Genomic DNA, 26,924 nt, shown 5'->3' on the forward strand with positions numbered 1-26,924 from the left:
GATGTCCGCATGAGTGAGGTTCTGGGACTGCGTGAGCGCAAGAAGCTGCGCACCCGGCACGCTCTCATCGCCGCGGCGATCGAGCTCTTCGTCGAGAAGGGCTACGAGCAGACGACCGTCTCGGAGATCGCCGCAGCGGCCGACGTCTCGACCCGCACCTTCTTCAGCTACTTCGCGAGCAAGGAGGACGTGGTCTTCCACAACTCGCGAGACGGCATCGACCGCGCCCTGCGGGTGATCGCCGAGCGCGGTCCCGGAGACCGGGCGGTCGACCTGCTGAGCCGCGCCATCACCTCGGGGTTCGCCGCGCTCGCCGTCGACGACCAGCTCACCCGTGAGATAGCGCCCATCAACCACCTCATCATGACCGTCCCCTCGCTCAGGGCACGCGGCCTGCTGCTCCTCTTCGACAGCCAGCAGGAACTCGCCGAGGCCCTGCACCGGGCCTGTCCCGACGAGCTGAACCTGGCCGAGGCGTCGGCGGCCGTGGGCGCGGTGATCGGCGGGGCCAAGCTCGCCGCCTTCGTCAGCATGCGGCACGGCGCCTCCCCCGAGGAGATGCTGGAAGCCGGCCGCCAGGCCACCGAGTTCACCCTGAACGGCCTCCGCGCCGCCTCCCAGCCGCTCCCCTGAACCCGCTGCTCGAAACGCGGCGGATTCACCTGCCCGCGGGCTCGCGCGGGTGATCAGTTCTCAAAGATCAGTGGCAGATACGCCGGGCCGCGCACGACCAGGGACGGTTTGTACACGACCTCCTCGCGAGAAACCGCCAACGATATCCTCGAAAATCGCTTCAGCGTCTCGCCGAGCAAGACCCTCGTTTCCAGCCGCGCGAGCTGTGACCCCAGGCAGCGGTGAATTCCATGCCCGAATGCCAGGTGGCGCTTGTCCTCCCGCGATATGTCAAAACTGTCGGCGGCCGGATAGTGGTCGGAGTCCCGATGTGCGGATCCGACGAGGAGCAGGACCGGCTCGTGCGCCGGGATCTTGACTCCTGCGATTTCCATGTCCGTGCTGGAAAATCGCCACAAGGACGATGCCTGCGGGCCGTCGTATCTGAGCACCTCCTCGATCGCGGAATCGACGAGTGCCATGTTCCGGCGTATCAGTGAAAGCTGTTCCGGGTGGTCCAGCAAGACCAGGAAAGCGTCTCCGACCAAGCGGATGGACGTCTCGTACCCGGCCACGATGAGCCCGATGACAGTCGAGAGAAGCTCGTCCTCGCTAAGCACTCCGGGAGTCTGGCTCGCCCGTATCAGTTCCGACAGGAGGTCGTCACTCAGGCTGTCCTTCTTCTGGAGAATGAGGTCGCCGGTGTACGCGATCATGGATTCTATGGCTCCGTGTACCAGATGACGCTCACCGGGGTCGGCGGTGAATATCAGGTCACCCCACTCCCGGAGCCTGGCGCGATCACCGGGCGGAGCGCCCAGAATGTCGCAGATCACTTCAACCGACAGTGGAGTGGCAATGTTATCTATGATGTCCACCGGCTCGCCTGCGGGTACGGCGTCGAGGAGAGCCCCCGTTATTTTCTGTATGGTCGTCTCCCACTGTGCGATCCGCCGCCCGGTGAAAGTCGCCGCCGCCAACTTCCTCAGCCGCGTATGATCTGGCGGATCCAGGTTGACCATGGAGCGCTCGGCCACCGTTCCGGCGCCGAACGCCAGCGAGGCATCGGTGAAATCGGAGGACGCGGTCCGGTAGTCGCTGCTGAGGCGAGCGTCCGCGAACCCCTCCCTGACGTCCTCGTATCTGCTGACCAGCCAGACGCCGACATCGGTGAACGGAATTGTCGTTCGGTAAACAGGGTGATTCTCCCTGAGCCACTCGAAGGTGGGATAGGGGTTCTGGAAAAAATCCGGTGTGAAAATGGGGGGTTCGGTCATCTTGCCGGTTCTCCAGTGTGTGATCGGGTGATCTGGAAGGTACGGGAAAAATGCATGGTCCGAAATCGAGCCGCCATCCGGCACGGCCGATGACGCCCTGAATGATTTCGGGATACTGCCGAGGGCAGCCGGGATGTGTATTCGGAGTTCCGCTGACGGCGATCTCTAAGATCGGCGGTGGGCTCACATCGAAACCGGCGGTCGACGCTCTGTGAGATGCGCCTGCGCGACCAGGGTGCAGGCAGTGGTGGTACTTTTATCCGGTGGGTGCTCCTCGTCTGGGCAGCATCGTATGAATCGCCTTCTGGCCTAATCCAGTTTCAAAGACCACGACTCGACCCGACACGCCTGCCGACGGGAATCTCCACTGCTTTGGCTCAAGTGGCGAGATACATCATCCCACTCCCTGACGCCTTTGTGTCAATGCCTAGATTCCGGACAGCCCTATGTCATTAATTCTTTCCGGGGCTGTTGACGTCTGCCCCCCGCTGCCATCCGAAGGTGTCGTACGGGAGGGAAGGCGTCCCTCGGGCGGCGCGTTCGTCTCTATCCTGACGCGGTGCGTCACCGTCCTGCTCGTGACAGGGCGGGCGTCCTCTTTCCACCGCTCCTCGGGCGAGGCCCGAGCATCGCCGATGATCAGTCCTGGCCGAGCCAGAGGTCGGGGCCGAAGACCTCGTAGTGGACGTCGCGGGCGGGGACCCCGTGGCGGAGCAGGTCCGCGCGCACGCCGCGCATGAACGGCAGCGGGCCGCACAGGTAGGCGACGAGGCCGTCGGGCAGGTCGATCGCGCCGAGGTCGGCGTACCCGACGTGGGGCGCGGGGTCACAGGAGCACGCGCCCGCCTCCTCGTACCAGCGGTGCAGGGTCGCGCCGGGCAGCTCGGTGACCAGCTGGACGAGCTCCTCGCGGTGGGCGTGGTCGGCGGGGCTCCGGTCGGCGTGGACGACGATCACCTGGCGGGTGGAGCCGGTGGTCGCGAGGTGGTCGAGCATCGACAGCATGGGGGTGATCCCGATCCCGGCGGAGGCGAGCAGCAGCGGGGCGTCACCCGGGGCCAGGGTCAGGTCGCCGTACGGCGCCGAGATGGTGAGCTCGTCCCCGGCCTGGACGTTGGCGTGCAGCCACCCGGAGACCTCGCCGTCGGGTCCTGACCCGCGGGCCCACCTGACGGTGATCCGCCAGTCACCGCGCTCGGGGGCGCACGACAGGCTGTACTGCCGGATCTGCCGTGCCTCGTCGGGCAGGGTGACCCCGACGCTGACGTACTGCCCGGGGGTGAAGGCGAGCGGGATCGACGGGGCGAGGGTGAAGGAGACGGTGTCCGGTGTCTGGCGTCGCCGCTCCAGGACCGTGGCGCGCAGCCAGGGGTCGCCGGGCTCGCGCAGCAGTCGCGCCTCCAGCGCGATCAGCGCGTTGGCCATCAGCCAGTAGACCTCGTCCCAGGCCGCCGCGACCTCGGGGGTGACGGCGTCGCCGAGCACGTCGGCGATGGCGGCGAGGAGGTACTTGTGCACGATCTGGTACTGGTCGGGGGTGACCCCGAGCGAGGCGTGCTTGTGCGCGATGCGGGAGAGCAGCGCGTCGGGCCGCTCGTCCGGCCGGTCGAGCAGGAGGGTGGCGAAGGCGGCGATCGACCCGGCCAGTGCCTGGCGCTGCGTCCCGCAGGCCTGGTTGCCCCGGTTGAAGAGGTTCCTCAGCAGGTCCGGGTTGTCGGCGAACATCGTCGCGTAGAACCGCCCGGTGATCTCCTCCAGGGCCCGCTGGACGGTGGGCAGGGTGGTCCGGACCGTCGCCGCCGATTCAAGAGAGAGCATGCCTTCTCCTTTAATTGGTAGATGATCTTCATATTAAAATGCGCGACGAAGGGGGCGGGGCGGGTCTCAGGAAAGATTGATCAGCACCGGGCCGGTCGGCGAGGTGACCAGATCGTCCACGGTGAGCGGGTCGAGCGCCGCGTAGAAGGCCCGCTGGGCGTCGCGCAGCGCGCCGCGCAGGCGGCAGGCCGCTCGCAGCGGGCACGGGGTGTCGCCCTCGCAGGCGACCACCTCCTCCTCGCCCTCCAGTTCGCGGACCAGCCATCCCAGCGAGGCCTTACGGCCGAAGCCGGTCACCTCCAGACCGCCGCCGCGCCCCCGGCGGGCGTCCACCACCCCCAGATGCCGCAGGCGCGCGATGGCCTTGGCCGTGTGCGTGTAGGGGATGGCCATGGCGTCGGCCACCTCCCGGGTGGTGAGGATCGTCCCGGGTTCGGCGACCGCCAGCCGCATGGTCACCCGGAGCGCCAGATCCGTGAACTTCGTCAACCGCACGATAGGACCGTAACAAACATGAATGTCAGGTACCAATTCGGGGGTGCCTGGGGAAGAAGGCGGGCGCGGCCCGCGCCGGTGGAGGCGCGGGCCGCGCGGGAGAGGGCCGCCGGGAGTCGGGGACCTCAGGGGCCCGCTCCCCGGAGGCCCGCGAAGGCGGTCAGTTCCCGAAGATCAGCGGCAGGTGCGCCGGGCCACGCATGATCAAAGACGGTGCGAACACGACATCGTCCCGGGGAACGGCCAGCGACATCCTCGAAAACCGGCCCAGCGTCCTGCCGATGACGATCTTCGCTTCCAGGCGTGCCAGCTGTGCTCCCACGCAGCGATGAATTCCATGCCCGAACGCCAGGTGGCGCTTGTCTTCCCGCGATATGTCGAAACTGTCGGGAGCCGGATAGTGGGCGGAGTCCCGGTGCGCCGATCCGACCAGCAGCAGGATCGGCTCGTGCGCCGGTATCGTGACTCCCGCGATTTCCACGTCTGTGGTGGGAAAACGCCACATGGGCGATGCGGTGGGGCCGTCGTACCTGAGCACCTCCTCGATCGCGGAATCGATGAGCGTGGGATCCCGACGTAGCAGTGAACGCTGTTCCGGGTGGTCCAGCAGGGCCAGGAAGGTGCTTCCGACCAGGCGTATGGACGTTTCGTATCCGGCCACGATGATTCCGAACACCGTGGTGAGAAGCTCGTCCTCGTCGAGCGCCCCGGGGGTCTGGCTCGCTCGTATCAGATCGGACAGCAGGTCGGCGCCCAGGTCGTCTTTCTTCCGAAGAATGAGGTCGCCGGTATACGCGAGCATGGACTCGATGGCGCCGTGCGCCAGGTGACGCTCGGCCGGGTCGGCCGTGAACATCAGGTCTCCCCATTCCCGCAGCCTCGCGCGGTCGCCGGGCGGGGCGCCCACGACGTCGCAGATCAGCCCGACCGAGAGCGGGGTGGCGAGGTGGTTCATGACGTCCACGGGCTCGCCCGTCGGCACGGCGCCCAGGAGGGCATCCGTCATCTTCTCGATGGCCGCTTCCCACTGGGCGACTCTCCGGCCGCTGAAGGCCGCGGTCGCCGGCTTCCGCAGCCTCGTGTGGTCCGGCGGGTCCAGATTGACCATGGAGCGTTCCGCGATCGTCCCTGAGCCGAAGGCCAGCGAGGCTTCGGTGAAAGCGGGGGACGCGTTTCGGTAGTCGCTGCTGAGGCGGGCGTCCGCGAAACCCTCCCTGACATCCCCGTACCTGCTGATCAGCCACACGCCGACATCGGTGAACGGAATGGTCGTCCGGAAAACGGGATGGTTCTCTCTGAGCCATCTGTAGGTGGGATAAGGATTCTGGAAGAAGTCCGGTGTGAAAACAGGGGGTGTGGTCATCCTGCCGGGCCTTTTCTCTGTGGTCGTGCGGTACGGAATGTTTTATGAGACGAACGTGCGGTCCGAAGCCGAGTCGCCATGCCGGTTAACCTGAAATGGCCGACGGTATCCTGAGCGGACTTAGGCCAGTCGGTTTTCAACTGTGCGGGGAGTCTTGTCCGGCGGGGTACAGGAGGGGATATCCACTGCTCGGTGGAGCAGCGAGACGCATCATCTCACTCCGCGATGCCTTTGTGTCAATCCCTCAATGCCGAATATGGCCTGTATCGCGACGGGGCGGTTGATGCCCGTTTCTTCCCCGCCGAACTCGGTAGGCCGATTCCAAGCAATTTACAAGTAAATTCCAACCGCGAAGCCGGATTCTGCTACCGAGATACGACACGACGACGCCTGGAAAGGCAATGATTCACCGCCGCCGACGCGAAGCCGAAGGTCCGGATCCTGGTCGCGACCGATCGGGTCCTCGGCCGGTACGACGACCGGCGCATCGTGGCCTGGCGGAGGCAGAGCCTCGGCTACACCAGGGGCGGCCGAGCGGACGGACGCCGCGCTCCGATGCGAGGGGCGGTCGCCCGGCCCGAAGGGCCATGGAAGCGTCGGCGCCTGGGAAAGAGAAAGGGGCACGGCCCGCGCCATAGGCGGGCGCGGGCCGTGCGTCCTGGTCGTGCGGGCAGGGATCTCAGGGGTTGGGGACGGTGTCGACCCAGGAGGTGGAGGCGGAGCGGTAGCCGTTGACCCGGTTCAGGACCTCGGCGGGGGCGACCACCTCGTTCTTGGAGTGGTAGAACCAGTCGACCTGCTGGACGTAGTCGCGCGGGGTGGAGCTGCCGACCAGGCCGCCGCTGATGAACCAGAGGTTGAAGTTGACCGACTGCACCGTCTCCGGGTAGTAGATGCCGTCGTGCTCGGCGAAGAGGGCACCGTCGATGTAGTACCTGATCTGGCCGCCGGAGACCTGGAGAACCAGGTCGTGCCAGCCCGCGTAGCTCTGCCTGACCTCGGTGTGGACGTTCACCGCCTCCCAGGGCTCGTTGCGGTACGTCTCCCACGACGTGGTGTACATGATGTTGCCGGGCTCGCCCCAGCCGCCGTTGGGCAGGTACTCGAAGTCCTGCTCGCTGTAGTCGGGGTCCATGTCGAAGGCCAGAGGGGTGATCGTGAAGAAGGTCTGCACGACGTGGTCACCGTCGGGGCCGCTGACCGGGGCGTCGGAGAACTTCACCCGGGCCGCGTAGGTGCCTTCGAGGAACTTGCGCTGGTGCAGTACCTCCGACTGCTGGGTGCCCGCACCGGTGCCGTCGGTGACCGCCTTGAGCTGCAGCGCCTTGTTCGTGCCGGAGACCGTGGGGAAGGTCACGTTCTGCTTGGGCCAGCTCGCGCCGGGCACACCGGGGCCGCCGCTGTTGGTGCGCACCGTCCAGTTGTGCGCGGTGAGGTTGGGGTCGTCGGCGTTGCCGTACGAGAAGTCGTCGAACACCACCCCGCTGCCCCCGGGGTTGGTGGGCGGGACCGACGGGGTCGGCGACGGGGACGGGTCGCCACCCACGGGAGAGGTGCCCCAGACCAGGGCGCCGTTCTGGTAGACGGTGACCTTGGTCCAGTCGCCGTAGGTCGTGCGGGCCGGACCGAAGGAGTAGTCGTCGCTCTGGGTGATCCGCTGCCAGTCGGACCGGTAGAAGCGCAGCTGCAGGTCACCGGTCTGCGCCCCGGCCGCGAGGTTCCCCGAGGTGAAGCCCACCTCCAGGTAGCGGTCGGCGGTGGCCGTCCCGGGCGAGAGCGTGCCGAAGGTCCCGGTGACCGTGGAGCAGGAGACCACGGCCCACGAGCACGCGAAGCGGTACTGCGTCGCCCCGGAGTCCGCCTTGAAGTAGTAGCGGATCTTCACACTGCTCAGCGGCACGGCCGAGGTGCCGCTGTTGACCAGGTTGAACCACGGCTCGACCTGGTCGGCGGTCGCGCCGGTGGCGCTCGTCTTGTACTGGAGCCGGAGGGACTGCTGGGCGCTGGCCGGGTTCGCCGCGACGCCCACCAGGGCGAGCAGCATGGCGGACACGAGCCCGCCGAGTAACAGCTTTCTGCGCACGTGCTTTCCTTTCCTGGGTTGTGCTAGGGAATGAGCGGCCCACCACGGACGCCCTGGGCGCTGAGCCGGGCGAGGTGCGGGCCGAGCCGCCGGAGGAAGTCGGGGTAGTCGCCGGGCGAACCCCACGCGACCTCGGCGAAGGCGCACATCCTGGGCAGGGCCATGAACTCGACCCGCTCGGGTGTGGGCATGTACTCGGTCCACAACTGGCACTGCACGCCCCGCGCGGCCGGGTCGGGTGCGAACGCGTAGGTGTCGGCCAGGGTGAGGACGCGCTCCTGGACCGTCGGTGAGTCCGACCCGGCCGGCTGCTCGTCGAAGGGGGCGGCCGAGGGGCGGTAGTCGAAGTACGTCCGGGTGTGCGGCGCCAGGATGATCTCGTTGTCACCACGGTCGGCCTGCTCGTCCCGCCAGACCATGACCGTCGTGCCGGGCGTCGGCGCGCGGTCGGGCTCGTCCCAGCAGACCAGCCTGCGCGAGTGTTTCTCCAGGTGGGCGGCCATCCGGCCGATGAACCAGGCACACGCGTCCCGCGGTCCGGCCAGCCCCAGCTCGGCCAGCCGCCGCCGCGCCGCCGGACTGCGCTCCCACTCGGTGGTGGGGCACTCGTCCCCGCCGACGTGCACGTACGTGCTGGGGAAGAGGTCGCAGACCTCGTCGAGCACGTCCTGGCAGAAGCGGACCGTGGACTCCTCCAGGTTGAGGACGTGCTCGCTGATCCCCCACTCCGACCAGACCTCCACCTGGCGGGACGGGTCGTTGCCCAGGTGGGGGTAGGCGGCGATGGCGGCCTGGGCGTGGCCGGGCATCTCGATCTCGGGCACCACCGTGACGAAGCGCTCCGCCGCGTAGGCGACGATCTCCCGGATGTCCTGTCGCGTGTAGAACCCCCCGCGCCGGGCGCCGACCTCGGTGAGCCTGGGATGGCGCTCGATCTCCAGCCGCCACCCCTGGTCGTCGGTCAGGTGCAGGTGCAGCACGTTGAGCTTGTGCTCGGCGAGCAGGTCGACGAGGCGCAGGACGAACGCCTTGGGCATGAAGTGCCGGGCGACGTCCAGCATCACCCCGCGCCAGGCGAACCTCGGCCGGTCCTCGATCGTCCCGTACGGCACCTCGGGCCCCAGCTGGGCGAGGGTCCGCGAGCCGTAGAAGCGGCCGGCCGGGCCGCCGGCGGTGAGCTCGACGCCCGAGGGGGAGACGTCGAGGCGGTAGCCCTCCTCGTCGAGGGACGGATCGTCGGGCATGAGCCGCAGCAGGTCCCGCCGGAACGCGACGGAGCCCCCGTCGACGACCACTTCCCGTGGCCTCGGAATGATCACGTTGGTCTTCCCTTCACGGCGCCCCGGAAGGGCGCGCCTGTGGACGGACGGTGGGACCTATCCCTTGACGGCGCCGGCGATCATCCCTGAGGTGACCCTGCGCTGCAGGACGAGGAAGATCAGCAGCACCGGCAGCATGAAGAGGGTCGAGGCGGCCATGGTGGCGCCCCAGTCGGTGCCGAAGACGTTGCTGAAGGAGGAGAGCCAGACGGGCAGCGTCCGGTCGTCCTGGTTCTTGATGATCAGCGCGTTGGCGAAGGCGAACTCGTTCCACGCGGTGATGAAGCCGAACAGGGAGGTGGACATCAGGCCGGGGGCGAGCAGCGGCAGGACCACCCGGCGGAAGGCGGCCATCCTGCCGCACCCGTCCATCAGCGCCGCCTCCTCCAGTTCGGGAGGGATCGAGGCGAGGAACCCGCGCAGGGTCACGATGGTGAACGGCAGCGTCGTCATGAAATAGATCAGGGTGAGCATCGACAGCCTGTCGAGCATCCCGGTGTCGCGGGCGATGATGAACATCGACACCAGCAGCGCCTCCCAGGGGGCCATCTGGGCGATGAAGACCATCAGGACGAACGCCCTGCGCCCGCGCCAGCGCATCCGGGCCACCGCGAACGCGGCGAGCAGCGCGACCACCAGCGCCAGCAGCACCGCGCTCGCGGTGACGGTGAGACTGTTACCCCAGAACGTCCAGAAACCGTCGGCGCTCACCGCGGTCGCGAAGTGCTCCAGGGTGGGGTGGGCGGGCCAGAAGGTCGGGGTCTGCGACTGGATGTCCCTGGTGGGTTTGAACGCGGTCAGCACCATCCAGTAGACGGGGAAGACCGAGACGGCCAGCACGGTCAGGGCCGCGAGGTTCAGCGGTACGCGGCGCAGCGGGACGGTCACAGGTGCTCTCCCTCGTGCTTGAGCATCCGCCGGAGATGGGTGATCAGGAGGGCGATCAGGATCAGCACGGTCAGGCTGGAGATCGCCGAGCCGAGGTCGTACCTGTGCAGTGACTGTGCGACCTGGAACGCGTAGACGGGCAGGGTGGTGGTGGCCTCCTCCGGGCCGCCCTTGCTGATCGCCCAGATCTGGGCGAAGCACTTGAACACCCAGATCACCTCCAGCGAGGTGATCAGGCCGAAGAGCGGCCGCAGGATGGGGAAGGTGACGGTGGTGAAGACCTGCCGCCCGCTCGCGCCGTCGATCCGCGCGGCCTCGTACAGCTCGGCGGGGATGGTGGTCAGGCCCGCGTACAGGGTGAGCGCGGCGAACGGCACGGACTGCCAGACGACCAGGGCGACCAGGATGGCGAAGGTGGAGGTGCCGTGGGCGAACCAGGTGTAGTCCCTGAAGGACTCGAACCCCAAGGTGACCAGCAGCCAGTTGACCACCCCCAGCCGTGACTGGAAGAGCCACTGGAAGATCGTGGTGGCGGCGAGGACGGGGGTCGCCCAGGTGAGCACCAGGCCGCCCATCACGGCCAGCCGCATCCTGCGGCCCAGCCGGGCGATCATCAGTGCCACCGCGGTGGAGACGACCATGATGAGGACGACGTTGACGGCGGTCCAGAGCAGGGTCCTGCGCACCACGGCCCAGAACTCCGCCCCCCCGAGCACCCGCGTGTAGTTGTCCAGGCCGACGAGCGCCGCCCCGCCGCGGATCAACTCGCCGGTCCTGAAGTGCTGGAAGGAGATGACGACGCTGCGGACCAGCGGGTAGAGCAGCAGGTAGGCGGTGCCCGCCAGGGTGGGCGCGATCAGCAGGTAGGGCCAGAGGCCGTTCAGCCGGGACGGCCGCGCGCCGGGTCGCGGCGCGGGCGGCGCGGGTGCGGTGGCGTCCCGGTCACGGGCACGCCGCCGGGGCGGGGCCTGGGAGGCAGCGGGCATGGCACTCCTCGGAGCGGACGGTACGGGGGGCGGTGTGAGGCTTGCGCGGACCGGCACGGGTTGTGCGGATGGTGCGGGGAAGCCGGGTGGCCGGCCTGCCGGTCGGGTGTCAGGACTTGGTGTTGAGGATCTCGGCGATGCCCTGGTCCACCTTGGCGGCCTCGGTGGCGGCGTTACCCTCGGTGAGCACCCTGGTCAGATACTCCTTGATCAGGTTCTTGGCCTCGACCGCGGCCCAGTTGGGGGAGTTGGGGGTGGCGTGCCCGCCTGCGGCGCCCGCCGCCATCGCGGCCGTCGCCTCGTTGCCGCTCAGCGCGCCCGCGAGGGAGACGCGGTTGGGCACGTAGCTCATCTCCTTGGCCATGTCGACCTGGAACTTCTCGCCCGCCAGCGCCTTGACCACCTGGTAGGCCGCCTCATGGTTCTTCGAGGCCTCGGGGATGACCAGGTCGGAGCCGCCGGTGAACACCGCGCCCGGCCTGTCGGCGGTCTTGCCCGGGATCGGGAAGAACCCGAGCTTGCCCTTCAGTTCCGGATTGGCCTTCTCGATCGCCACCGCGCCACCGGGCGCGGAGATGAGCTGGGCGACGTCGCCCTTGGCGAAGACGTCGGCCTGCGGCGGTTTGGCCTCGTCGGAGTCCTTGGGGCCCTTGCCCAGCGCCTGGAGGGTCCGGTAGAACTCGATGCCGGCCAGCGCCTGGGGGGTGCCGAGGCCGCCCTTCCAGGTGCCGCCCTCGTTGACCGCGAGGTCGCCGCCCTCGTCCCAGATGAATCCCGCCAGGGTGTACCAGTTCTGGCCGGGCAGGTAGATGCCCTGGTCGCCGCCCTTGTTGAGGTTGGCCGTGATCTCCAGCCACTCCTGCCTCGTCTTCGGCGGGGCGGTGATGGACGCCTTGGCGAACAGGTCCTTGTTGTAGATCACCACCCGGTTGGCGGCGTACCACGGAATGCCGTACTGGCGCCCGTCGATCCTGCCCGGTTCGGCCAGGCCGGGCAGCCAGTCGCCGCCGCCCAGGTCGGCGACCTTGTCGGTGAGGTCCTTCACCCCGCCGCTGGCGGCGTACTCGGCGACCTGGGTGTTTCCGACCTCGATGACGTCCGGGGCGTCATTGCTGGCCAGGGCGCTGGTCACCTTCTGCCCGATGCCGTCCCACTCCTGGACCTGGATGTCCAGGGTGACGTCCGGATGGGCCGCCAGGTAGTCGGTGCGGAAGCGGTCGAGCAGGGCGTCGGAGAAGCTGTCCCGCATGACCCACACGGTCAGGTTCGTGGCGCCCTTCCCGGTACCGGCCGAGCCGGGCGAGTCCGCGGAGGGTGACGGCTCGGCGGAGCCGCATGCGGTGAGGCCGGCGGCGAGTGTCAGCACTGCCGCGGTGGCGCGGAGGCGATGCCCCATCGGTACTCCCAGAGGTCATGTATTGGTAAGTAATTGGCCTGCTCCGCATAGGGTGGCTCTTACCAGTTCCGTCGTCAAGGCTTGTTTTTTCTCGGACAGCTGGTAACAAATAGGTAAGGTCTAGGTAAGGTGGGGGCGTGACGCTAAACATGAGGTCCGGGCTCAAGCGCGACCGGGTGCGCGATGTCCTGCTCGACTTCATCGCCGACATGAAACCGGGCGAGGCGATCCCCTCGGAGCGGGATCTCTGCAGGGAGCTCGGAGTCTCCCGGCCCACGGTGCGCGCGGCGATCGACGATCTGGTCAGGTCGGGGCTGCTCGTCCGCGAGCGGGGGCGCGGCACCTTCACCGGGCCACATCGGGTCACCCAGGCGCTGGCGTCGACGACGGGCAACTCGTTCTACGCGCCACCCGCCGAGGGCAACTGGCTCAGCCGCATCCTGGAGTTCGGCTCCGCCCCCGCGGGCGCGCGGCTCGCCTCCCGGCTCCAGCTCTCTCCCGCCGACCCCGTCCTGAGGGTCGTCCGGCTACGCGTCGTCGACGACGAGCCCATGGCGATCGAGCGCATCCACCTGCCGCACGCCCTGGTCGACGGCCTCGTCCCGGCCGACATGGAGTCGGGGTCGTTCTACCGATTCCTCCGGGAACGTTTCAATGTCGACGTCCGCACCGCGGTGCAGACGATAGAGCCCACGGTCACCGACGAGACCGAGGCCAAGTTGCTGCACGTCCCCCAGCACGCCCCGGCCCTGCTCTTCGAGCGCACCACCCGCGACGTCGGCGGCCGGATCGTCGAGTTCACCCGCTCGATCTACCGGGGCGACCGCTACCGGGTGACCTCGGAACTCTCCTTCAACGCCGACTCCGGCTGACCCCGCAGGGTCAGCCGGAGGCCGGGTCCCGGGGCCGCCCCCCCCGCGCGCCCCGAGCCGGTCACTTGATCGCGGCCAGCTCCTGCCAGAGCCCCTGCTCCTCGTCGGCGGGGAAGACCACCTGCCGGCTCCGCTCGGGCGGCTCCCCGGTGAGGTGTTCGCGCCTGCGCCGCCGCCAGATGCCGATGTGCAACCGCGCCATCGTGTTCCGGCAGGCGTACGACCCGGGCTGGAGGACGGGGGGCGGCTCGGCTAGGTTCGGGGAGATGACCTCCCTCGACGAACTCGCCGCTCGGGCCCGCTCTCTCGTACGGGAGGGGCACCGCGCGCTGCTGGGCATCACCGGCGGCCCGGGGGCCGGTAAGACCACCCTCGCCGAGCACCTGGTCGAGATGCTGCGCCCGGCGCCTCCCGAGGGGCTGCCGGCGCGGGAGTGGGTGGCGTACGTGCCGATGGACGGCTTCCACCTCGCCGACGTCGAGCTCGACAGGCTCGGGCGTCGCGACCGCAAGGGGGCGCCCGACACCTTCGACGCCGCCGGCTACGCGGCACTCCTCCGCCGCCTGCGCGAGGACGAGGATGACGTGGTCTACGCGCCCGCCTTCGAGCGCGACCTGGAGCAGCCGGTCGCCGGCAGCATCCCGGTCACCCGGGCCGCCAGGCTCGTCGTCACCGAGGGGAACTACCTGCTGCTCGACCAGGGCGACTGGTCACGCGTACGGCCGCGGCTCCACGAGGTCTGGTACTGCGACCTCGGCCCCGACGAGCGGGTGCGCCGCCTCGTCTCCCGCCACGAGTACTTCGGCAAGGATCGCGACGACGCGGTCGCCTGGGTGCTGGGCACCGACCAGCGCAACGCGGACCTCGTCGCCACCACCCGCTCCCGCGCAGACCTCGTCATCCCCGACGCGGTCCTCCGCTCGATCGGCTCCCCCGAGAAGACGGCCGGCTGACCATGAGCCTTCCTGCGGGCGTCCCGGCTCCGGAACGCCCGCGGGCGGGGATCCCCAGCCCGGCGAACTCCGGATCGAGCGGCCTCTCGCCCGCGGGGAGCGGGGTATCGAGTTCCCGCGGGCTGAGGTCGTGCACCGAAGGCGGAGCGGGGTCAGAGGCGCATCCCCTGGATGTGGGTGGTGCCCTCGGCCGAGAGGTTGTCCATGTGCCGCCGCAGTTCCGCCGCGGTGGGTCCGAGGCTGAGCCGGTGTGCGATCACGCGTACGGTGTCCTGGTAGTGGGCGGAGAACTTGTCCGTGTCCGGGAACGCCTGCCAGCCGAAGCGGCCGAACAGCAGGTGCTGGCCCTGGTCGGTGCCGGACGTGCTGAGCAACAGGGAGGCACCCAGGGCGTGGCCGGCCGCGACGACCGCGTTCACCATCCAGCTGCCCAATCCCTGGCCCTGCAGTTCGGGAGCCGTGGCCAGCCGACCGGCTTCGAACACCGACAAGGCGGGAACCTGCATGTTCGCGAGCATGTCGGCGTACTCCCGGTCGCCGAGGTGGCGCCGAGTCTGGAAACGGGGCGCCAGCTTCGGGGGCGCCAGGCGGACGCAGCCGGCGATCTCCGCACTGCCCTCCAGATAGGCGATGAGATGGTAGGAGCCCAGGTCGAGACTCTGCGCGTCGACGTAGTGGGTGTCGGCGACCCGGAAGCTCGGTCTGCTGCCGTTGTCATACAGGACCCACGCACGGAACCGGCGGACCGCCTCCAGCCACTCCGCCGGCTGCTCGAAGGGTGACTGCCGGTGAACCCGAAGGTCGACCATCAGGCCTTCCCTGGTGTCCACGGAACCCGCCTCGCGCCACATCCTGGTCTCGGGGATCGGGAAGCGCGGCTCCTGTTCGGTCGGCTGAGCGCTCACGCGCCAACCTTGTCCGATTCCAGGTCGGCCTTCGCGAGATCGAGGCACTCGGCCATGAAGGCCGCGTACGACGTCAGCGCGGTCTTGCCCGTCTCCACCATCAGGTCCAGCGCGTCGGGGAACTGCTTGAGGAGCTCTCCGAGCTGCCGCTGGTTGAAGGCGGTGTGGCCGGCGTCGAGTTCCACGTGCTCGGCCAGGAAGCTGTAGCACGCCGTGTCCGGGCCGAAGACCCGCTGGCAGTTGACGAGCAGGACGGGGCCGATCGTGATCGACAGTCTTTCGATCTCGTACTCGATGGCGAGCTGGAGGAACGGCTTCGGCCCCGAGATCACCTTTTCGTGGAGCTTGGCGTAGAAGTTCGTGCTGGCCAGCGGGGGAGCGGCCAGCAGGAGCTCGGTGTCGAGCGGCTCGCCGAACCTCTCCTGCCACCAGTCGGCGATGGCCTTCGCGTCGGTGACCATCATCCGGTCGTGACCGGCCTCCGCCCTGGCGTGCGCTTTCAGCGCCTTCTCCAGCTTCTCCATGCCCAGCTCGCCGCAGCGCGCGCCGGCACTGGAGATCCAGTGCTCCACGTCATGCGTCATGTGGACGCCGTGTGCGTTGAAACGCAGCATCCAGCGGGCGAACAGCCTTTCGTCGGAGACGGCGGAGGAAATCTCGGAAACGGCCGCGTCTTCGAGGAAACGCTGACGGCTGGCCTGCAGTGATCCTTCGTACTCGTCCATGACCGTGCTCAAAGGAAGTCTCCCTGGTTCGTCATCCGTAGGATGATCATGATGCGGTTGTCCGACGGCGGGGCTTCTCGGTAAGTCAGCCTCAACAGAGCCTGAACAGCTGGAAATCCCAGACGTCCGTCATCTCTGCCGCGTCCGCCGCGTCGAACTTGTCGATGTAAAGATGCATCGTCCCGGCTTTGGTGTCAATGGATTCCTCGCGCGTTCCGGACTTCACGGGATCGACGTCGGCGGTGTGATTTCGATCCTGAAGAGTCCCCGCGGGGCCGGTATCGCCGCCCGCCCCCCTTCCGAACACCTGGGATGGATCGCGGCCGTCGATCCCGTGAAGTCCGGCGCCGTCCGGAGGCGGCCGAGGGGACCGCAGCCCGGTGCTCGCTTTTGTTCCAGCTGAAAACATCATTTTCAGATGGGGGGAAAGAACGTTCACGCGCCGGGGGGGAAGCCGCCGTCATGGCGGGCCGGGAGTCGCCCGACGGGCACGTTGCCAACCGCAACGAGGGTGTCGGCCGGCCGCTCTCCGGTGAGGTCGGCGCAATGCGGGTGCGCGCGAGGTGGACATCGCCGGTCGGCCGGGTGGGGTTGGGGAGTCCGGCGGGCGCGGACGTGGTCGGTTGAGATCGCCGGCATCCTCGGTTCACCCCGCTGTGGCCACTGATGAGCTCTCGGAACGGCGGGGATGGGCCGGTTCGCAACGCAATTAGGTATATAGCCTACATGTTTAGTGGGTTATTGTGAGTGGCATGTCGGGTTCTCAAGTGGTCGCCGTCGTGGGTGGCGGCGCGAGCGGCACCCTGGCCGCGGTCCACCTCCTGCGCGAGGCGCGGGTGCGCGCCGTGCCGCTGGAGGTCGTGATGATCGACCGGTACGGGCGGTACGGGCTGGGGCAGGCCTATTCCACCGTCGATCCCCACCACCTTCTCAACGCCGGCGCCGACAAGATGAGCGGGCTGGAGGGCGACGCCGGCCACCTGCTGCGCTGGGCCCGTGATGCGGGGTTGGCGGTTTGCGGCTCCGATTACCTGCCCCGGCGGATCTACGGGCGTTACCTGCGCGCGCTGCTGGACGGCGCCGAGGAGTGGCCCGTCCGGGGGGTGCGCAGGGTGACCGGTACGGCCGAGGCTTTGACCGGCGATCCGGGCTTGCGGGTGCATCTGTCCGGCGGCGGGTACGTCGAGGCCGGCGCCGTCGTCCTGGCGCTGGGCAATCGCGCCCCGGCGGCCTGGCCGCGCGTCGTGGAGGCAGGGAGTCCCCGATACGTCGCCGACCCGTGGGCGCCGGAGGCGCTGGCCCGCGTCGGCGACGGCGCGCCGGCGCTCGTGCTGGGGACCGGGCTGACGATGGTGGATGTGGCGGTCACCGTGACCGGGGCGCACCCGGATGCGGTGGTGTACGCGGTGTCCCGGCACGCCCTGCTGCCGCGGCCGCACCCCGATCCCGTGCCGCCCCCGGTGGCGACGCCGTTCCCGGACGGGCCGCTGGGGATCGCCACCCTGTTGCGCGCCGTGCGCGTCGCGGTCAGGGACAACGGGGGCGACTGGTGCGGCGTGGTCGACGGCCTGCGGCCGCAGACCCAGAGCCTGTGGGCCCGGCTCTCCCCCGATGACCAGCGGCGGTTCCTGGACCTGGCCGCCCGCTACTGGGAGGTCCACCGCCATCGGATCCCGCCCGCCACCGCCGCCCGGATCGCCGCCCTGCGGGCCGCGGGCCGCCTCCACGTGCTGCGCGGGCAACTGGTCCGGGCCGTGACCGGCCCCGGCGGGCTTCGCGTCCACCTGGACACCGGCGGTGGCGCGGTCAGGGAACTCGACGTCGGCTGGCTGGTCAACGCCACCGGTCCCGGCGCCGACATCGCCCGCGACCCCTTCCTGGCCGCTCTCCTCGCCACCGGCACGGCCCGGCCCGACCGTCTGGGGCTCGGCCTGGAGGCCGACCCCGGCGGCGTGGTCCTGGACGCGGCCGGACGGCCGGACGGCCGGATCTTCGCCCTGGGCCCGCTGCTGCGCGGAAGCCTGTACGAGAGCACCGCGATCGCGGAGATCCGCGCCCAGGCCGCCGCCCTCGCCCCCCGCCTCCTCGACGCGATCACCCTCGCTCCCCGCCTCTGAAGGAGGGGAGCAGCCTCTGCGGGAGAGGCCGGGGAAGGACTCGGAGCGAGGGATCACGCCGAAAAATTGATGCGTTCGCTCTCCCGCAGGATGCGGATGCGAGAAGAAATCTCGACTGGCTCTCGTGTCTGCCATAGTTATGTGCCTTTACCCTCGCATATGCGTGTGATCGAGACGCGGGGCGGGAATATTGCGGTAAAGGTCCATGTCCATGACCTGATCACGGGCGAGGGAGGGCTGAGGCCCATGTCGATCGACGTCCCCGATCGTGTCCGCGCCGGCGGGCGGCTGCGCCTGTCGGGCGACCTGTCCCTTCCCGGACTGTTGAGCATGGCCGATCTGCGGGCCTTGCCGCAGCGGACGGTGGAGGTCGGCTTCGCCTGCCGCACGTCGGGAACCCGGCACCACCGCTTCACCGGCCCCCTGCTCCTGGATGTGGCCCGCGCGGCCGGGCCGGTCTTCGACGCCTCCGAGCGCAAGGATCGGCTGCGGTTCCTGGTGTCGGTGCTGGGGCGCGACGGCCATCACGCGGTGCTGTCGTGGGGGGAGATCGACCCGGAGTTCGGCGATGTCCCGGTGCTGGTGGGCGTCCGGATGGACGACGACGACCTGGACGCGCGCGGGCCGCACCTGGTGGTGCCCGGAGACCGGTGCGGAGGACGGCACATCAGCGAGGTCGTCGAGATCCGCATCTGCGCGGACGCGCGCCTGTGGAAAGAGACGCCGGACGACCTGAAAAGAATGGAGGGCGTACCGGATCGTGTCGGCCGCTCGTCCCCGAGCGGTGCCGGAGCCGCAGATCATTCCGGTGAGGAGCCCGGAACCGCCGTGCCCCGGCCGTGACGGGTGGTCCTCCTGCCCGGGACACAGATCCGGCTAGTATGGCCCGCGTGAGCAGGAGTGATCAAAAATATCCTTATCATCACGGTGACCTGCGACGAGCTTTGCTGGACGCCGCCATGGAGGCCATCGCGAAGGACGGACCCGCCGCGCTCAGCCTGCGCGACGTGGCCCGCCATGTGGACGTCTCACACGCCGCGCCAACCCATCACTTCCGCAACAAGACGGGCCTTCTCACCGCGATAGCCGTGGAGGGTTACCATCGGCTGGCCGACGAGTTGGAGCGAGCGCGGGCGGTTGGCGGGCTCGCCGAGCTCGGCGTCGCCTACGTGCTCTTCGCCACCGGTAACCGGGCGTATTTCGCGGTCATGCGCGCCACCGACCTGCTCGACACCAGGGACCCCGAATTCGTGGCCGCTCGCGAGCGAACCGGGCACCAGCTGCTGCGCGGCACGGCGAGGCATCCCGGTTCGGCCGACTGGACCGTCGCCCTGGCGGCGTGGGCGCTCATGCACGGTCTTGCCAACCTGTTCGTGGAGGGCAACATCCAGCCCGAGCCGGGAAGTGACATCGAGGAGCTGACCCGCGCTCTCACCCGTCGGCTCGTTCCTCGCTGACCTCAAGATGACGGCCGCCCCGCGTTCGGCCGGGGCGAGGGCCGTCCCCCGAGGGCCTTGCCGTGCGTTCGAGCCTCGCGCACAGGGCGGAGCGCGCCCGCGGCCCCGCCATGAGACAGCGCGACTCGGCGGGTCGCGTCGGCAGAGGCCGCATCCGGGAGCGTGCGACGGCCGATTCGCGACGTCGACCCCGTGAGCCAAGGTGCGGTGCGCTGGGCGCCAAGCATCCACCAAGAACGGCAGGCGAAGCTGGTGCCCGACAGTCCGGCTCGGACCTCGTTACGTGACAGGAGATCCGTCAGTCCTGTCAGTATCTGACGTGCGAATGGAGAGAACACTTGAGCACCATGTGTCCATCCGCCTTCGGGGGTGACCTCACCTCTGAACACGAGGAAATCATTGACGCCGTGCTCCGCGAGTGGATGGACCACGGACTGTCCACCGTGGCCGTCGACAAGGACAGGGCGGAATGGGCCGTGCGCCACGCGTACGGCGCCGCCGGGCTGGACGCCCCCTCTCTCGTGATATGGGCCGACTCCCCGATGGAATGTCTGTCGACCGTCACGGCCTTCGACCGGCTTCCCCCCGCGAACCCCTCGGGGGAGCGGTCCGTGGAGGTCCGCCGGAGCGGGCTCGGCGACGACCTGCGGGTTTCCAGCAGGAGCCAGGTCAAGGAGGAGCTCAAGGACCGGCTCAAGGACCAGATGCACGACCGGCTGAGGGCCCGGCTGGGCAACCAGCTCTGGGACCGGTTGCGGAGCCAGCTCAAGGAACGGCTCTGGGAGCAGCTCTGGCGGCAGCTCAGAGCCCAGCTTGGAGGCCAGCTCCTCGGCCGGCTGTGGGAGCAGTTCCGGTCCGAGACCTGCACATACGTGTGGGGGATCCTCGACATCTGGCGCGAGGCCTATTGGATCGCACTGTACACCTGCGCTTTCCGGATAGCCGGGCTGGAGCCCGGCGAGCGTCTGGAGACGCTGGCGGAGGCGAGCCGGCACCTCGGCTGGTGGATCCCGCTGAACGGGGCGGTGGTCCTGTCCGAACGTCCCATCGCCATCCTCCGGGACGACGACCATCGGCTTCACTGCGAAACCGGCCCCGCCCTTTCCTGGCCCGACGGGTACGCGCTCCACGCCTGGCACGGCATCCGGGTCCCCGAGTGGGTCATCACCGATCCCACCCCCGAGGCCATCCTGGCCGAGGGGAACGAGGAGATCCGCAGGTGCGCCATCGAATCCCTCGGTTGGTACCGCTACGTCGCCGCCGCGGGGCTGAAGCTCGTCGCGGAAGCCGCCGACCCCGGTGATCCCGGCCGCACCCTCTCGCTCTACGACGTGCCGACGCAGGTGTTCGGGGAGCACGTCCGCGTCCTGCTGTCCGCCGACGGCGGGAATGAGCGTGACGGGGTCCCGGGCAAGTCGGGGCTGATAGTCCCCGCCGAGACGGCCACGCCGCTCGACGCGGTCGACTGGAGCCGAGGGTTGACCGCCGATCGGTACAGGTCGCCGTACCGGGCCTGACCACGGCATGCGCGAATGGCCGGTCGGTGGTGGCCGCGGTGCCCTTCCCCGTCACCCGCCTCCGCCGCCTCGGCGAAACCGGCGGCTCATGAACAGAGCCTGCCTGTACGGAGGTGCACGGCACGGGTCGCGATCCACCGCCTCCGGGCCCTTCGGCCGCCTGGTCGTGGCCTGCGCCTCGTCTGCCGCCTCGGTGAACCGGGTCGCCTCCTCGCCTCCGAAACCCGCGATCTCGAAGGCGAGTGAGGTGAGCAGCAGGCAGCGTGCCGCGTGGTCGCCCGCGGGCAGCAGGGAGAGCGCCTCCTCGATGACCTGGACGACCTCTTGGAAGCCCTTGTCGCCACCCCCGGTGCCGTATACCGCCGGCTTGTCCAGTACGCCGACGACCCGTGCGGTCAGCTCGGGGTCGGCGTGCGGAAGGGCCAGCTGGATCGCCCGCTTCCACAGCTCCCTGGCGTCGTCCAGCTCGTCGCAGAGCGCCAGAGCGGTGACCCGTCGCACGAGCAGTTCCAGATCCTCCTCGTCCGCGAATTCGATCGCCCGTCCCCAGAGGGAAGCCGCCTCGCGGTACGCCGAGCGTTCTTTGGCTCGCTCGGTGGCGAGCACGCAGTGGCGAGCGGCGGCCGAGGGCTTGCCGCTCGCGGCGAAGTGGTGGGCCACGGCGGCGGCCTCGCGCGGGCCGAGCCGTTCGAGAGACGCGGCGATCCTGCCGTGGGTGCGGATCTGCCGCAGGCGGGACATCTCACCGTAGAGCGCGTCCCGGGTGAGGGCATGGGTGAAGCGGAGCCCACCACCCTCGGGCTCGACGAGCAACCCGGCTGTCAGGGCCGCCTCGACCGCTTCCACGACGACCTCCTCGCCGTTGCCGTTCACATCGATCAGCACGTCGATGTCGAAGTCCCTGCCGATGACCGCCGCCTCGCTCAGCACGCCCCGGATGGACGCGGGCAGGCGGGCGAACCTGCGCCGGAGCACGTCGCGTATCCCCGCGGGCACGGTCGACAGGGCGGCGTCCTCGCCCTCCGTGGCGATCAGGCGGGCGGTCTCGCGCAGGAAGAAGGGGTTGCCGCCGGTGCGGTCGGTTACGGCGGCAAGCACGCCAGGCGTCACCGCCCTGCCCGAGACGGAGGCCACGAGCCGCTCCGCCGCGTCCTGGTCGAGCCCGTCCAGGACGATGCGGAGCGGCTCGTGGGGGGCCAGCGTGGCCAGTGTCTCCGCGAGTCCGTCCGCCTCCTCCTCGCGGAAAGTGCCGACGATGAGGACCTCGGCGTCCCTCAGCTCGGAAACCAGGTCCACGAAGATGGCCAGCGTCTCATCGTCGGCCCGGTGCAAGTCGTCGAGGACGAGCAGTAGCGGGGAGACCCGGGCCACCTCCGCCAAGTACGCCGCCAGGTCGCGGCGGAACCGGAACCGTTCGGCGGTGAGGTTCGCGTCACCGTGGACGGGGTACGGGGCATCCGGATCGGCGAGCAGCCGCCGGATCCGCGCGGCCACCGCCTTGGCGGGGGCCATGCGAGCCGTGAGAGTACGCAGAATCTCCACCCACGCCCATCCGGCCGGAGCTCCGCCGGTCTCCGGGCAGCGGCTGACGGCGGCCTGCCGACCAGAGCGCGAGTGTCCGGCGACGACCGCTTTCACCAGGGCGGACTTTCCTATGCCCGCCTCACCGCTGATCAGCGCGATGCCCCGGGACATCCCGGCGAGCAGGGCCAGTTCCCTCTTCCTGCCGAAGATCGGGGCGAGGGTCTCCGGACCCGCCTCGGCCCTTACCCGGCGGAGTCTCTCCGGCGAGGACAACGTTGTGGAGGAGGTCATGTGCTCCAAGGGCTTGTTCGCGGCGACCGGCCGCGCGATCTCGGGAGATTGCGAGAGAATGTCGGCTTCCAGCCGTTGCAGTGCCGGACTCGGGTCGACGCCGAGTTCCTCGGCGATGGTGTGGCGGGCCTGTCTGAGTGCGACGAGCGCGTCCCCCTGCCGGCCCTGGTGGTAGAGGGCGATCGCGAGCAGCCGCCATCCCTCCTCCCGTAGCGGGTGCTCGGAGAGGTGGGCGCGCAGGTCGGCGATCACGGTGCCCGGCGAGTCGAGCGCGATCGCCGCGGCCGCGCGGTGCTCGACGGCCATGGTGTGCAGCTCGTCCAGGCGGGAGATCTCGGACAGCGCCCAGTCGGCCGTGGCGAACTCGGCGTACGCCGGTCCCCGCCAGATCTCGATTGCCGCGTCGAGCTCGCGCAGAGCCGCGCGGGCGTCTCCCGCGCCCAGGAACGCGGCTCCCCGCCGAGCCATGTCCTCGAACCGCCAGGCGTCCGCCTCCTTGCTCCGTATGGCATAGCCGGGAGAGACCGTGACCAGCACCTGGGGCGGGGTGCCCGCCGCGCGGTCCGATTCCAGGACGCGCCGTAGGTTGGAGACGTAGGTGTGCACCGAGGTGACGGCGCTTCCCGGCGGGTGGCCGCCCCACAGGTCGTCGATCATGCGTGTGATCGGCACGACTTGGCCGCGGGCGACCAATAATCGCCCGAGAACCGAACGCTGTCGTGGTGCCCCGAGGTTCACCGGCCTTCCGGTGCCGATTACTTCGAACGCTCCAAGAACCCGAAATGCCACCATTAGTGCCCACCCAGCATCGAGCGTCGGCAGGCCTGGACCTGGCACGTGCCACTTCCGGAGTTCGGACATGGCGATGCCGCAGCCTGCCGCGCAAGCGTGCCCACGCCGGTCTTCCGCGAATCAGGACGACTCGCGGGCGGACCGGCAACGGGATTTCCGACGGATCCCACGACCGCGGTCATCGGGAGGACCAGGCCGGCCATGCCGGGGTCGGCGCCCGCGTGCGGTGCGTGAGGGGGAGAAGGAATGATTCAGTACCGACTGCGGGTGCGGCGTCGTCACGAGGATACGCATCCGCCGAAAACATCGATCATCAACCCGCGTGACCGCCCCATCACATCATCGTGGAGAGGCTCCGCGGAGAGTTGGCTTGTCGTAGTGGATGAACAGCCGGGTGCGGGCTGGCGTGACATGGGCGTCTTCCTATGGGGGCGGCTTGGTTCTGGACTGCGGAACCGAGCGGTTTGAACGCAATCACAATCACCGATCCCCCTTGAGGAGAGCTTGGAATCCACTGCAAACCCTGGCAGTGGTCTCGACCACCTGCCTGACTCTCCCGTCAAGGCCCCCTTTCGGCGCTGTGCGCGCCGCTGCCGGCGCGACGCACGCGCCTGAGGACCTGGTGCCGTACCCCTGTGGCCGAAGAAGGCGAACGGCCGCTGGTCCGGATCCGCCGTCGGCTCCCCGGCCGGCCCGTGGCTCGGGGACGCGGCGGGGCGACCCCGTACGCCGCGAAGGCGTCGCCGAACCGGTGCGGGGAGGCGGCCGGTACGGGGTCGGCCCGCCGAACAGTGTCGACAGGCCGGTCAGATCCATCCCTGCGGTTCGTCGAGGGGGCACGGTACGCCGCGGTCCCGGACGCGCGCCCGCTGATTTACCGGGCTTCCGGTGAGCTCATCAACCGCCGACAGGCGTCGAGGTTGCCGAGGCAGGCCAGCCGGACGGGTTGGTCCCGCTCCACCACGCCGTCCAGCAGGTTCAGCGCCCGCTCCAGGAACGTCACGGCCTCCTTTGGCCGGCCGCTCCCGCGCAGGGTCGCCGCGAGGTTGTTCAGGGCCACGGCCAGCTCGGGATGGTTCTCGCCCAGAAGCTCTTCCTTGATCGTGAGCACCTTGCGATAGGTCGCCTCAGCCGCTTCCAGATCCCCCCTGGTGTACTGGAACGCGGCGAGGTTGTTCAGAGTCGACGCGACCTCGTAGTGCTCGGGCCCGAAGTGCTCCTCGAAGACGGCGAGGGCCTCGCGCAGCAGCCGCTCGGCCTCCTCCTCCTCGCCGAGCTCGCGCAGGATCGCGGCGAGCGCCACCTGGTCGCCGGAGACCTCAGGATGGGCGGGACCGTGTACCAGCCGCCGGATCTCCACCGCGCGGCGGGCGAAGGGCTCGCCGAGCGCGTGGGTGCCGCGTGCGTGGTTCAGCCCGCCGAGGTTGTGATTGATGTCGGCGAGGTAGGGATGGTCCGCGCCGTGCAGGGCTTCGACGATCTTCAGAGCGCGCTGGTACGACCGCTCGGACTCGTCGAACCGACCGGTGTACTTGTGAAGTACGCCCAGGCTGTTGCAGACTCGGACGACGGCGAGGGAGTCAGGGCCGCAGGATTCCTCCGCCAGGACCAGCGCGTTCCTGAGCATCACGTCGGCGTCGCCGTAGCGCCCCCTGGCCCGCAGCAGGTCGGCGTGGTCCACGGTCACCCGTAGCCGGATCTCCGGATCGCCCGTCCGGGTGATCTCGGCCGCGCGTTCGAGGTGGCGTTCGGCCTCATCGTGGCGTCCGAGGCGCAGGCACAGCCGGCTCGCGAGCATCAGGGCGTCGGCGAGATCGCCACCGGCGTCCGGGTGGCCCGCGCGGGCGCCGCCGGTGAGATCGCGGACGGCGACCATGACGCCGTCGTACGCCTCCGCATAGCGGCCTGCCCGCTCGTGCTCACGGGAGAGGTCGAGGTCCGTCATGGCGGGTGTCTCTTCAGCCGTCATGCGAGCCGCCCCCCTGTGCCACCTTGATCGCCTCGGTGGGAGTCGTTTCGGCGGAGACCCCGTTCACCGACGGGGGAAGGAACCGCTCCAGCCGGATCGCCTGGCCGGCCACCAGGACGAGCACCCCCACCAGCACCATGAAGAGCACCGAACCGTAGCCGGCGCCGAGCGCCATACCCGCCAATCCGGGGCCGATGACGTAACCACTGGTCCATGCGAGGGTGTACGCCCCGTTGTACCGTCCCCTGTTCGAGTCGTCGGCGAGATCGTTGATGATCGGCGGGATGGTCGGGGCGAGGAAGGCATCCCCGATGGCGAACAGCGTCAGCGCGATCGTGAATCCGGTCAGGGCGATCCCGCCGTCTCCCAGTAGCGGGGTGACCAGTACCGTCGCCCACGCCGCGGCCATCAGCACGGCGCAGAGCGCGAACCCGCGAGTTCGGCGCCGGCCGGTCATGAGACGGAGCACGATGAGCTGGGCGACCACGATCATGCAGGTCTGCACGATGAAGGTGAAGCGCAGGCCTCCGGCGTCGAGCCCGCCGACCTCGGTGGCGTAGATCGGATAGGCGGTGTAGTAGGCCGCGAACCCGCACACGACCACGGCCACCACCAGAACCCAGACCCTCCGCAGCATCCGGTTCGAAACCACCTCGCGATAACCGCCCGCGACGGAGGTGATCGGCGTTTTCTGGATCTGTGGAGGATTATGCGTGAACCGGGCGATCAGCATGGCGAAGATCAGGAACGTCACCGCGTCCAACAGGTAGAGGATCACGAAGCTCCGCAACGACGAGAAGCTCACCACGAACGCCGCCACCAGCCCTCCGGCGCTGTGGCCGACGTTGACGGTGGCCTGCCGGACCGCGAAGGCCTGCGCCCGCAACTCCGCGGGCACCGAGCCGCCGAGAAGCACCTGGAAGGCCGGTGCAGTGATCGCGATGCCGAGCCCGTACACCCCGGCCGCGAGAAATCCCTGCCAGGCCGACTGGATGACCGCCAGGCCCGTGGTTCCCGCGGCGACGGTGACAAGGCCCGCCACGCTGGTCTGCCGCGCGCCGAAGCGGTCCGAGAGCAGACCGCCGAGAGGGTTTCCGATGAGTCCCGCGACCGCGATCATCGAGAAGATCGGCCCTGCCAGGGCAAGGTCGATATCCCGCATGCGGTGCAGGTAGACGAGGAAGAAGGGCAGTGTCATCCCCGTGCCGAGCGCGGACACGGCATCGCCGCTGAGAATGAGCCAGGTCTGTCGTGGAAGACGTGGCACTAATCCACGCACCGGCATCTGCTTCACCTATCCTGCTTGTCGTCTGCGGTGATCCGTGGTTTCAGAAGGACCGTTCAATGCCGTTGGCGGCCTTCCTGAACCTGCCGTTCCTCGCCGGGGCGTTTCCGGCGAGGAACGACGCCTCTGTGCCTCGCCGTCTTAGAGGACGGTGTCGCTGTGGTTGGTGGACAGGCCCGGGGTGAGGACGGTGTCGCTGTGGTTGGTGGACAGGCCCGGGGTGAGGACGGTGTCGCTGTGGTTGGTGGACAGGCCCGGGGTGAGGACGGTGTCGCTGTGT

At 69.1% G+C, this 26,924-nt stretch carries 23 protein-coding genes; 7 read left to right on the forward strand and 16 right to left on the reverse strand.

The features are described from left to right. Positions 1-9: 9 nt before the first annotated feature. Complete coding sequence (locus tag ABZU75_RS06755) at positions 10-633, forward strand: helix-turn-helix domain-containing protein (protein ID WP_355550251.1); 624 nt, start codon at positions 10-12, stop codon at positions 631-633. A gap of 53 nt (positions 634-686) precedes the next feature. On the opposite strand, the gene ABZU75_RS06760 is transcribed toward ABZU75_RS06755, so the two are convergent. The 9 genes from ABZU75_RS06760 to ABZU75_RS06800 all read right to left on the reverse strand — a co-directional run bounded on the left by ABZU75_RS06760 (position 687) and on the right by ABZU75_RS06800 (position 12,237). Beyond that, positions 687-1,889, reverse strand: coding sequence for a cytochrome P450 (locus tag ABZU75_RS06760; protein ID WP_355550253.1), 1,203 nt, complete (start codon positions 1,887-1,889; stop codon positions 687-689). A 639-nt stretch (positions 1,890-2,528) separates the two neighbouring features. Then, positions 2,529-3,707 (reverse strand): globin domain-containing protein, encoded by a 1,179-nt coding sequence (locus ABZU75_RS06765; RefSeq protein WP_355550255.1) that lies wholly within the window; start codon positions 3,705-3,707, stop codon positions 2,529-2,531. A gap of 66 nt (positions 3,708-3,773) precedes the next feature. Continuing rightward, the gene (locus ABZU75_RS06770) at positions 3,774-4,202 is read right to left on the reverse strand and encodes an Rrf2 family transcriptional regulator (protein ID WP_355550257.1); all 429 of its coding nucleotides are present in this window, start codon (positions 4,200-4,202) and stop codon (positions 3,774-3,776) included. A gap of 160 nt (positions 4,203-4,362) precedes the next feature. Further along, positions 4,363-5,448: a cytochrome P450 gene (locus ABZU75_RS06775; protein ID WP_355550259.1), complete on the reverse strand. Its 1,086-nt coding sequence runs from the start codon at positions 5,446-5,448 to the stop codon at positions 4,363-4,365. A gap of 796 nt (positions 5,449-6,244) precedes the next feature. After that, entirely contained in the window at positions 6,245-7,648 is a 1,404-nt protein-coding gene (locus ABZU75_RS06780; protein WP_355550261.1) for a cellulose binding domain-containing protein, read from the reverse strand. Between the two features lie 23 nt (positions 7,649-7,671). Beyond that, positions 7,672-8,967: a beta-N-acetylhexosaminidase gene (locus ABZU75_RS06785; protein ID WP_355550263.1), complete on the reverse strand. Its 1,296-nt coding sequence runs from the start codon at positions 8,965-8,967 to the stop codon at positions 7,672-7,674. A 57-nt stretch (positions 8,968-9,024) separates the two neighbouring features. Further along, complete coding sequence (locus ABZU75_RS06790) at positions 9,025-9,855, reverse strand: carbohydrate ABC transporter permease (RefSeq protein WP_350929273.1); 831 nt, start codon at positions 9,853-9,855, stop codon at positions 9,025-9,027. After that, on the reverse strand, positions 9,852-10,841 hold the full coding sequence (locus ABZU75_RS06795) for a sugar ABC transporter permease (RefSeq protein ID WP_355550266.1): 990 nt from the start codon (positions 10,839-10,841) through the stop codon (positions 9,852-9,854). Before ABZU75_RS06795 ends, ABZU75_RS06790 begins: the two co-directional genes overlap by 4 nt. A gap of 109 nt (positions 10,842-10,950) precedes the next feature. Further along, positions 10,951-12,237, reverse strand: coding sequence for an extracellular solute-binding protein (locus ABZU75_RS06800; protein ID WP_355550268.1), 1,287 nt, complete (start codon positions 12,235-12,237; stop codon positions 10,951-10,953). Between the two features lie 137 nt (positions 12,238-12,374). Here ABZU75_RS06800 and ABZU75_RS06805 point away from each other — a divergent pair, with 137 nt between their 5' ends. After that, positions 12,375-13,109: a GntR family transcriptional regulator gene (locus ABZU75_RS06805; RefSeq protein ID WP_350929266.1), complete on the forward strand. Its 735-nt coding sequence runs from the start codon at positions 12,375-12,377 to the stop codon at positions 13,107-13,109. Positions 13,110-13,170: 61 nt separating this feature from the next. Here ABZU75_RS06805 and ABZU75_RS06810 read toward each other — a convergent pair whose 3' ends face one another. Beyond that, on the reverse strand, positions 13,171-13,302 hold the full coding sequence (locus tag ABZU75_RS06810) for a hypothetical protein (RefSeq protein ID WP_355550271.1): 132 nt from the start codon (positions 13,300-13,302) through the stop codon (positions 13,171-13,173). Positions 13,303-13,375: 73 nt separating this feature from the next. Between ABZU75_RS06810 and ABZU75_RS06815 the strand changes: the two genes are divergently transcribed. Next, positions 13,376-14,062: a nucleoside/nucleotide kinase family protein gene (locus ABZU75_RS06815; protein ID WP_355550273.1), complete on the forward strand. Its 687-nt coding sequence runs from the start codon at positions 13,376-13,378 to the stop codon at positions 14,060-14,062. 152 nt (positions 14,063-14,214) lie between these two features. Here ABZU75_RS06815 and ABZU75_RS06820 read toward each other — a convergent pair whose 3' ends face one another. The 3 genes from ABZU75_RS06820 to ABZU75_RS06830 all read right to left on the reverse strand — a co-directional run bounded on the left by ABZU75_RS06820 (position 14,215) and on the right by ABZU75_RS06830 (position 16,131). Then, positions 14,215-14,967 carry a GNAT family N-acetyltransferase gene (locus ABZU75_RS06820; protein WP_355550275.1) on the reverse strand — a complete coding sequence of 251 codons (753 nt, stop codon included), beginning with the start codon at positions 14,965-14,967 and terminating at the stop codon, positions 14,215-14,217. After that, positions 14,964-15,704 (reverse strand): hypothetical protein, encoded by a 741-nt coding sequence (locus tag ABZU75_RS06825; protein WP_355550277.1) that lies wholly within the window; start codon positions 15,702-15,704, stop codon positions 14,964-14,966. The genes ABZU75_RS06820 and ABZU75_RS06825 overlap by 4 nt, the downstream gene beginning before the upstream one ends. Positions 15,705-15,783: 79 nt before the next feature. Continuing rightward, on the reverse strand, positions 15,784-16,131 hold the full coding sequence (locus ABZU75_RS06830; RefSeq protein ID WP_355550279.1) for a hypothetical protein: 348 nt from the start codon (positions 16,129-16,131) through the stop codon (positions 15,784-15,786). A 313-nt stretch (positions 16,132-16,444) separates the two neighbouring features. Between ABZU75_RS06830 and ABZU75_RS06835 the strand changes: the two genes are divergently transcribed. The 4 genes from ABZU75_RS06835 (at position 16,445) to ABZU75_RS06850 (ending at position 20,783) form a co-directional block, all read left to right on the forward strand. Next, entirely contained in the window at positions 16,445-17,809 is a 1,365-nt protein-coding gene (locus ABZU75_RS06835; protein ID WP_355550281.1) for an FAD/NAD(P)-binding protein, read from the forward strand. Positions 17,810-18,055: 246 nt separating this feature from the next. Beyond that, positions 18,056-18,652, forward strand: coding sequence for a hypothetical protein (locus ABZU75_RS06840; protein WP_355550283.1), 597 nt, complete (start codon positions 18,056-18,058; stop codon positions 18,650-18,652). Between the two features lie 38 nt (positions 18,653-18,690). Then, complete coding sequence (locus ABZU75_RS06845; RefSeq protein WP_355550285.1) at positions 18,691-19,266, forward strand: TetR/AcrR family transcriptional regulator; 576 nt, start codon at positions 18,691-18,693, stop codon at positions 19,264-19,266. Positions 19,267-19,613: 347 nt separating this feature from the next. Continuing rightward, positions 19,614-20,783 (forward strand): DUF6745 domain-containing protein, encoded by a 1,170-nt coding sequence (locus ABZU75_RS06850; protein ID WP_355550338.1) that lies wholly within the window; start codon positions 19,614-19,616, stop codon positions 20,781-20,783. A 51-nt stretch (positions 20,784-20,834) separates the two neighbouring features. On the opposite strand, the gene ABZU75_RS06855 is transcribed toward ABZU75_RS06850, so the two are convergent. From ABZU75_RS06855 to ABZU75_RS06865, 3 genes are all read right to left on the reverse strand, one after another. Further along, entirely contained in the window at positions 20,835-23,459 is a 2,625-nt protein-coding gene (locus tag ABZU75_RS06855; protein ID WP_355550287.1) for a BTAD domain-containing putative transcriptional regulator, read from the reverse strand. A gap of 805 nt (positions 23,460-24,264) precedes the next feature. Beyond that, positions 24,265-25,359, reverse strand: coding sequence for a tetratricopeptide repeat protein (locus ABZU75_RS06860; RefSeq protein WP_355550289.1), 1,095 nt, complete (start codon positions 25,357-25,359; stop codon positions 24,265-24,267). Next, on the reverse strand, positions 25,349-26,638 hold the full coding sequence (locus ABZU75_RS06865; protein ID WP_355550291.1) for an MFS transporter: 1,290 nt from the start codon (positions 26,636-26,638) through the stop codon (positions 25,349-25,351). Before ABZU75_RS06865 ends, ABZU75_RS06860 begins: the two co-directional genes overlap by 11 nt. Positions 26,639-26,924: the final 286 nt, after the last annotated feature.

Source organism: Streptosporangium sp. NPDC005286 (genome assembly GCF_040607515.1).
Classification (GTDB): Bacteria; Actinomycetota; Actinomycetes; order Streptosporangiales; family Streptosporangiaceae; genus Streptosporangium.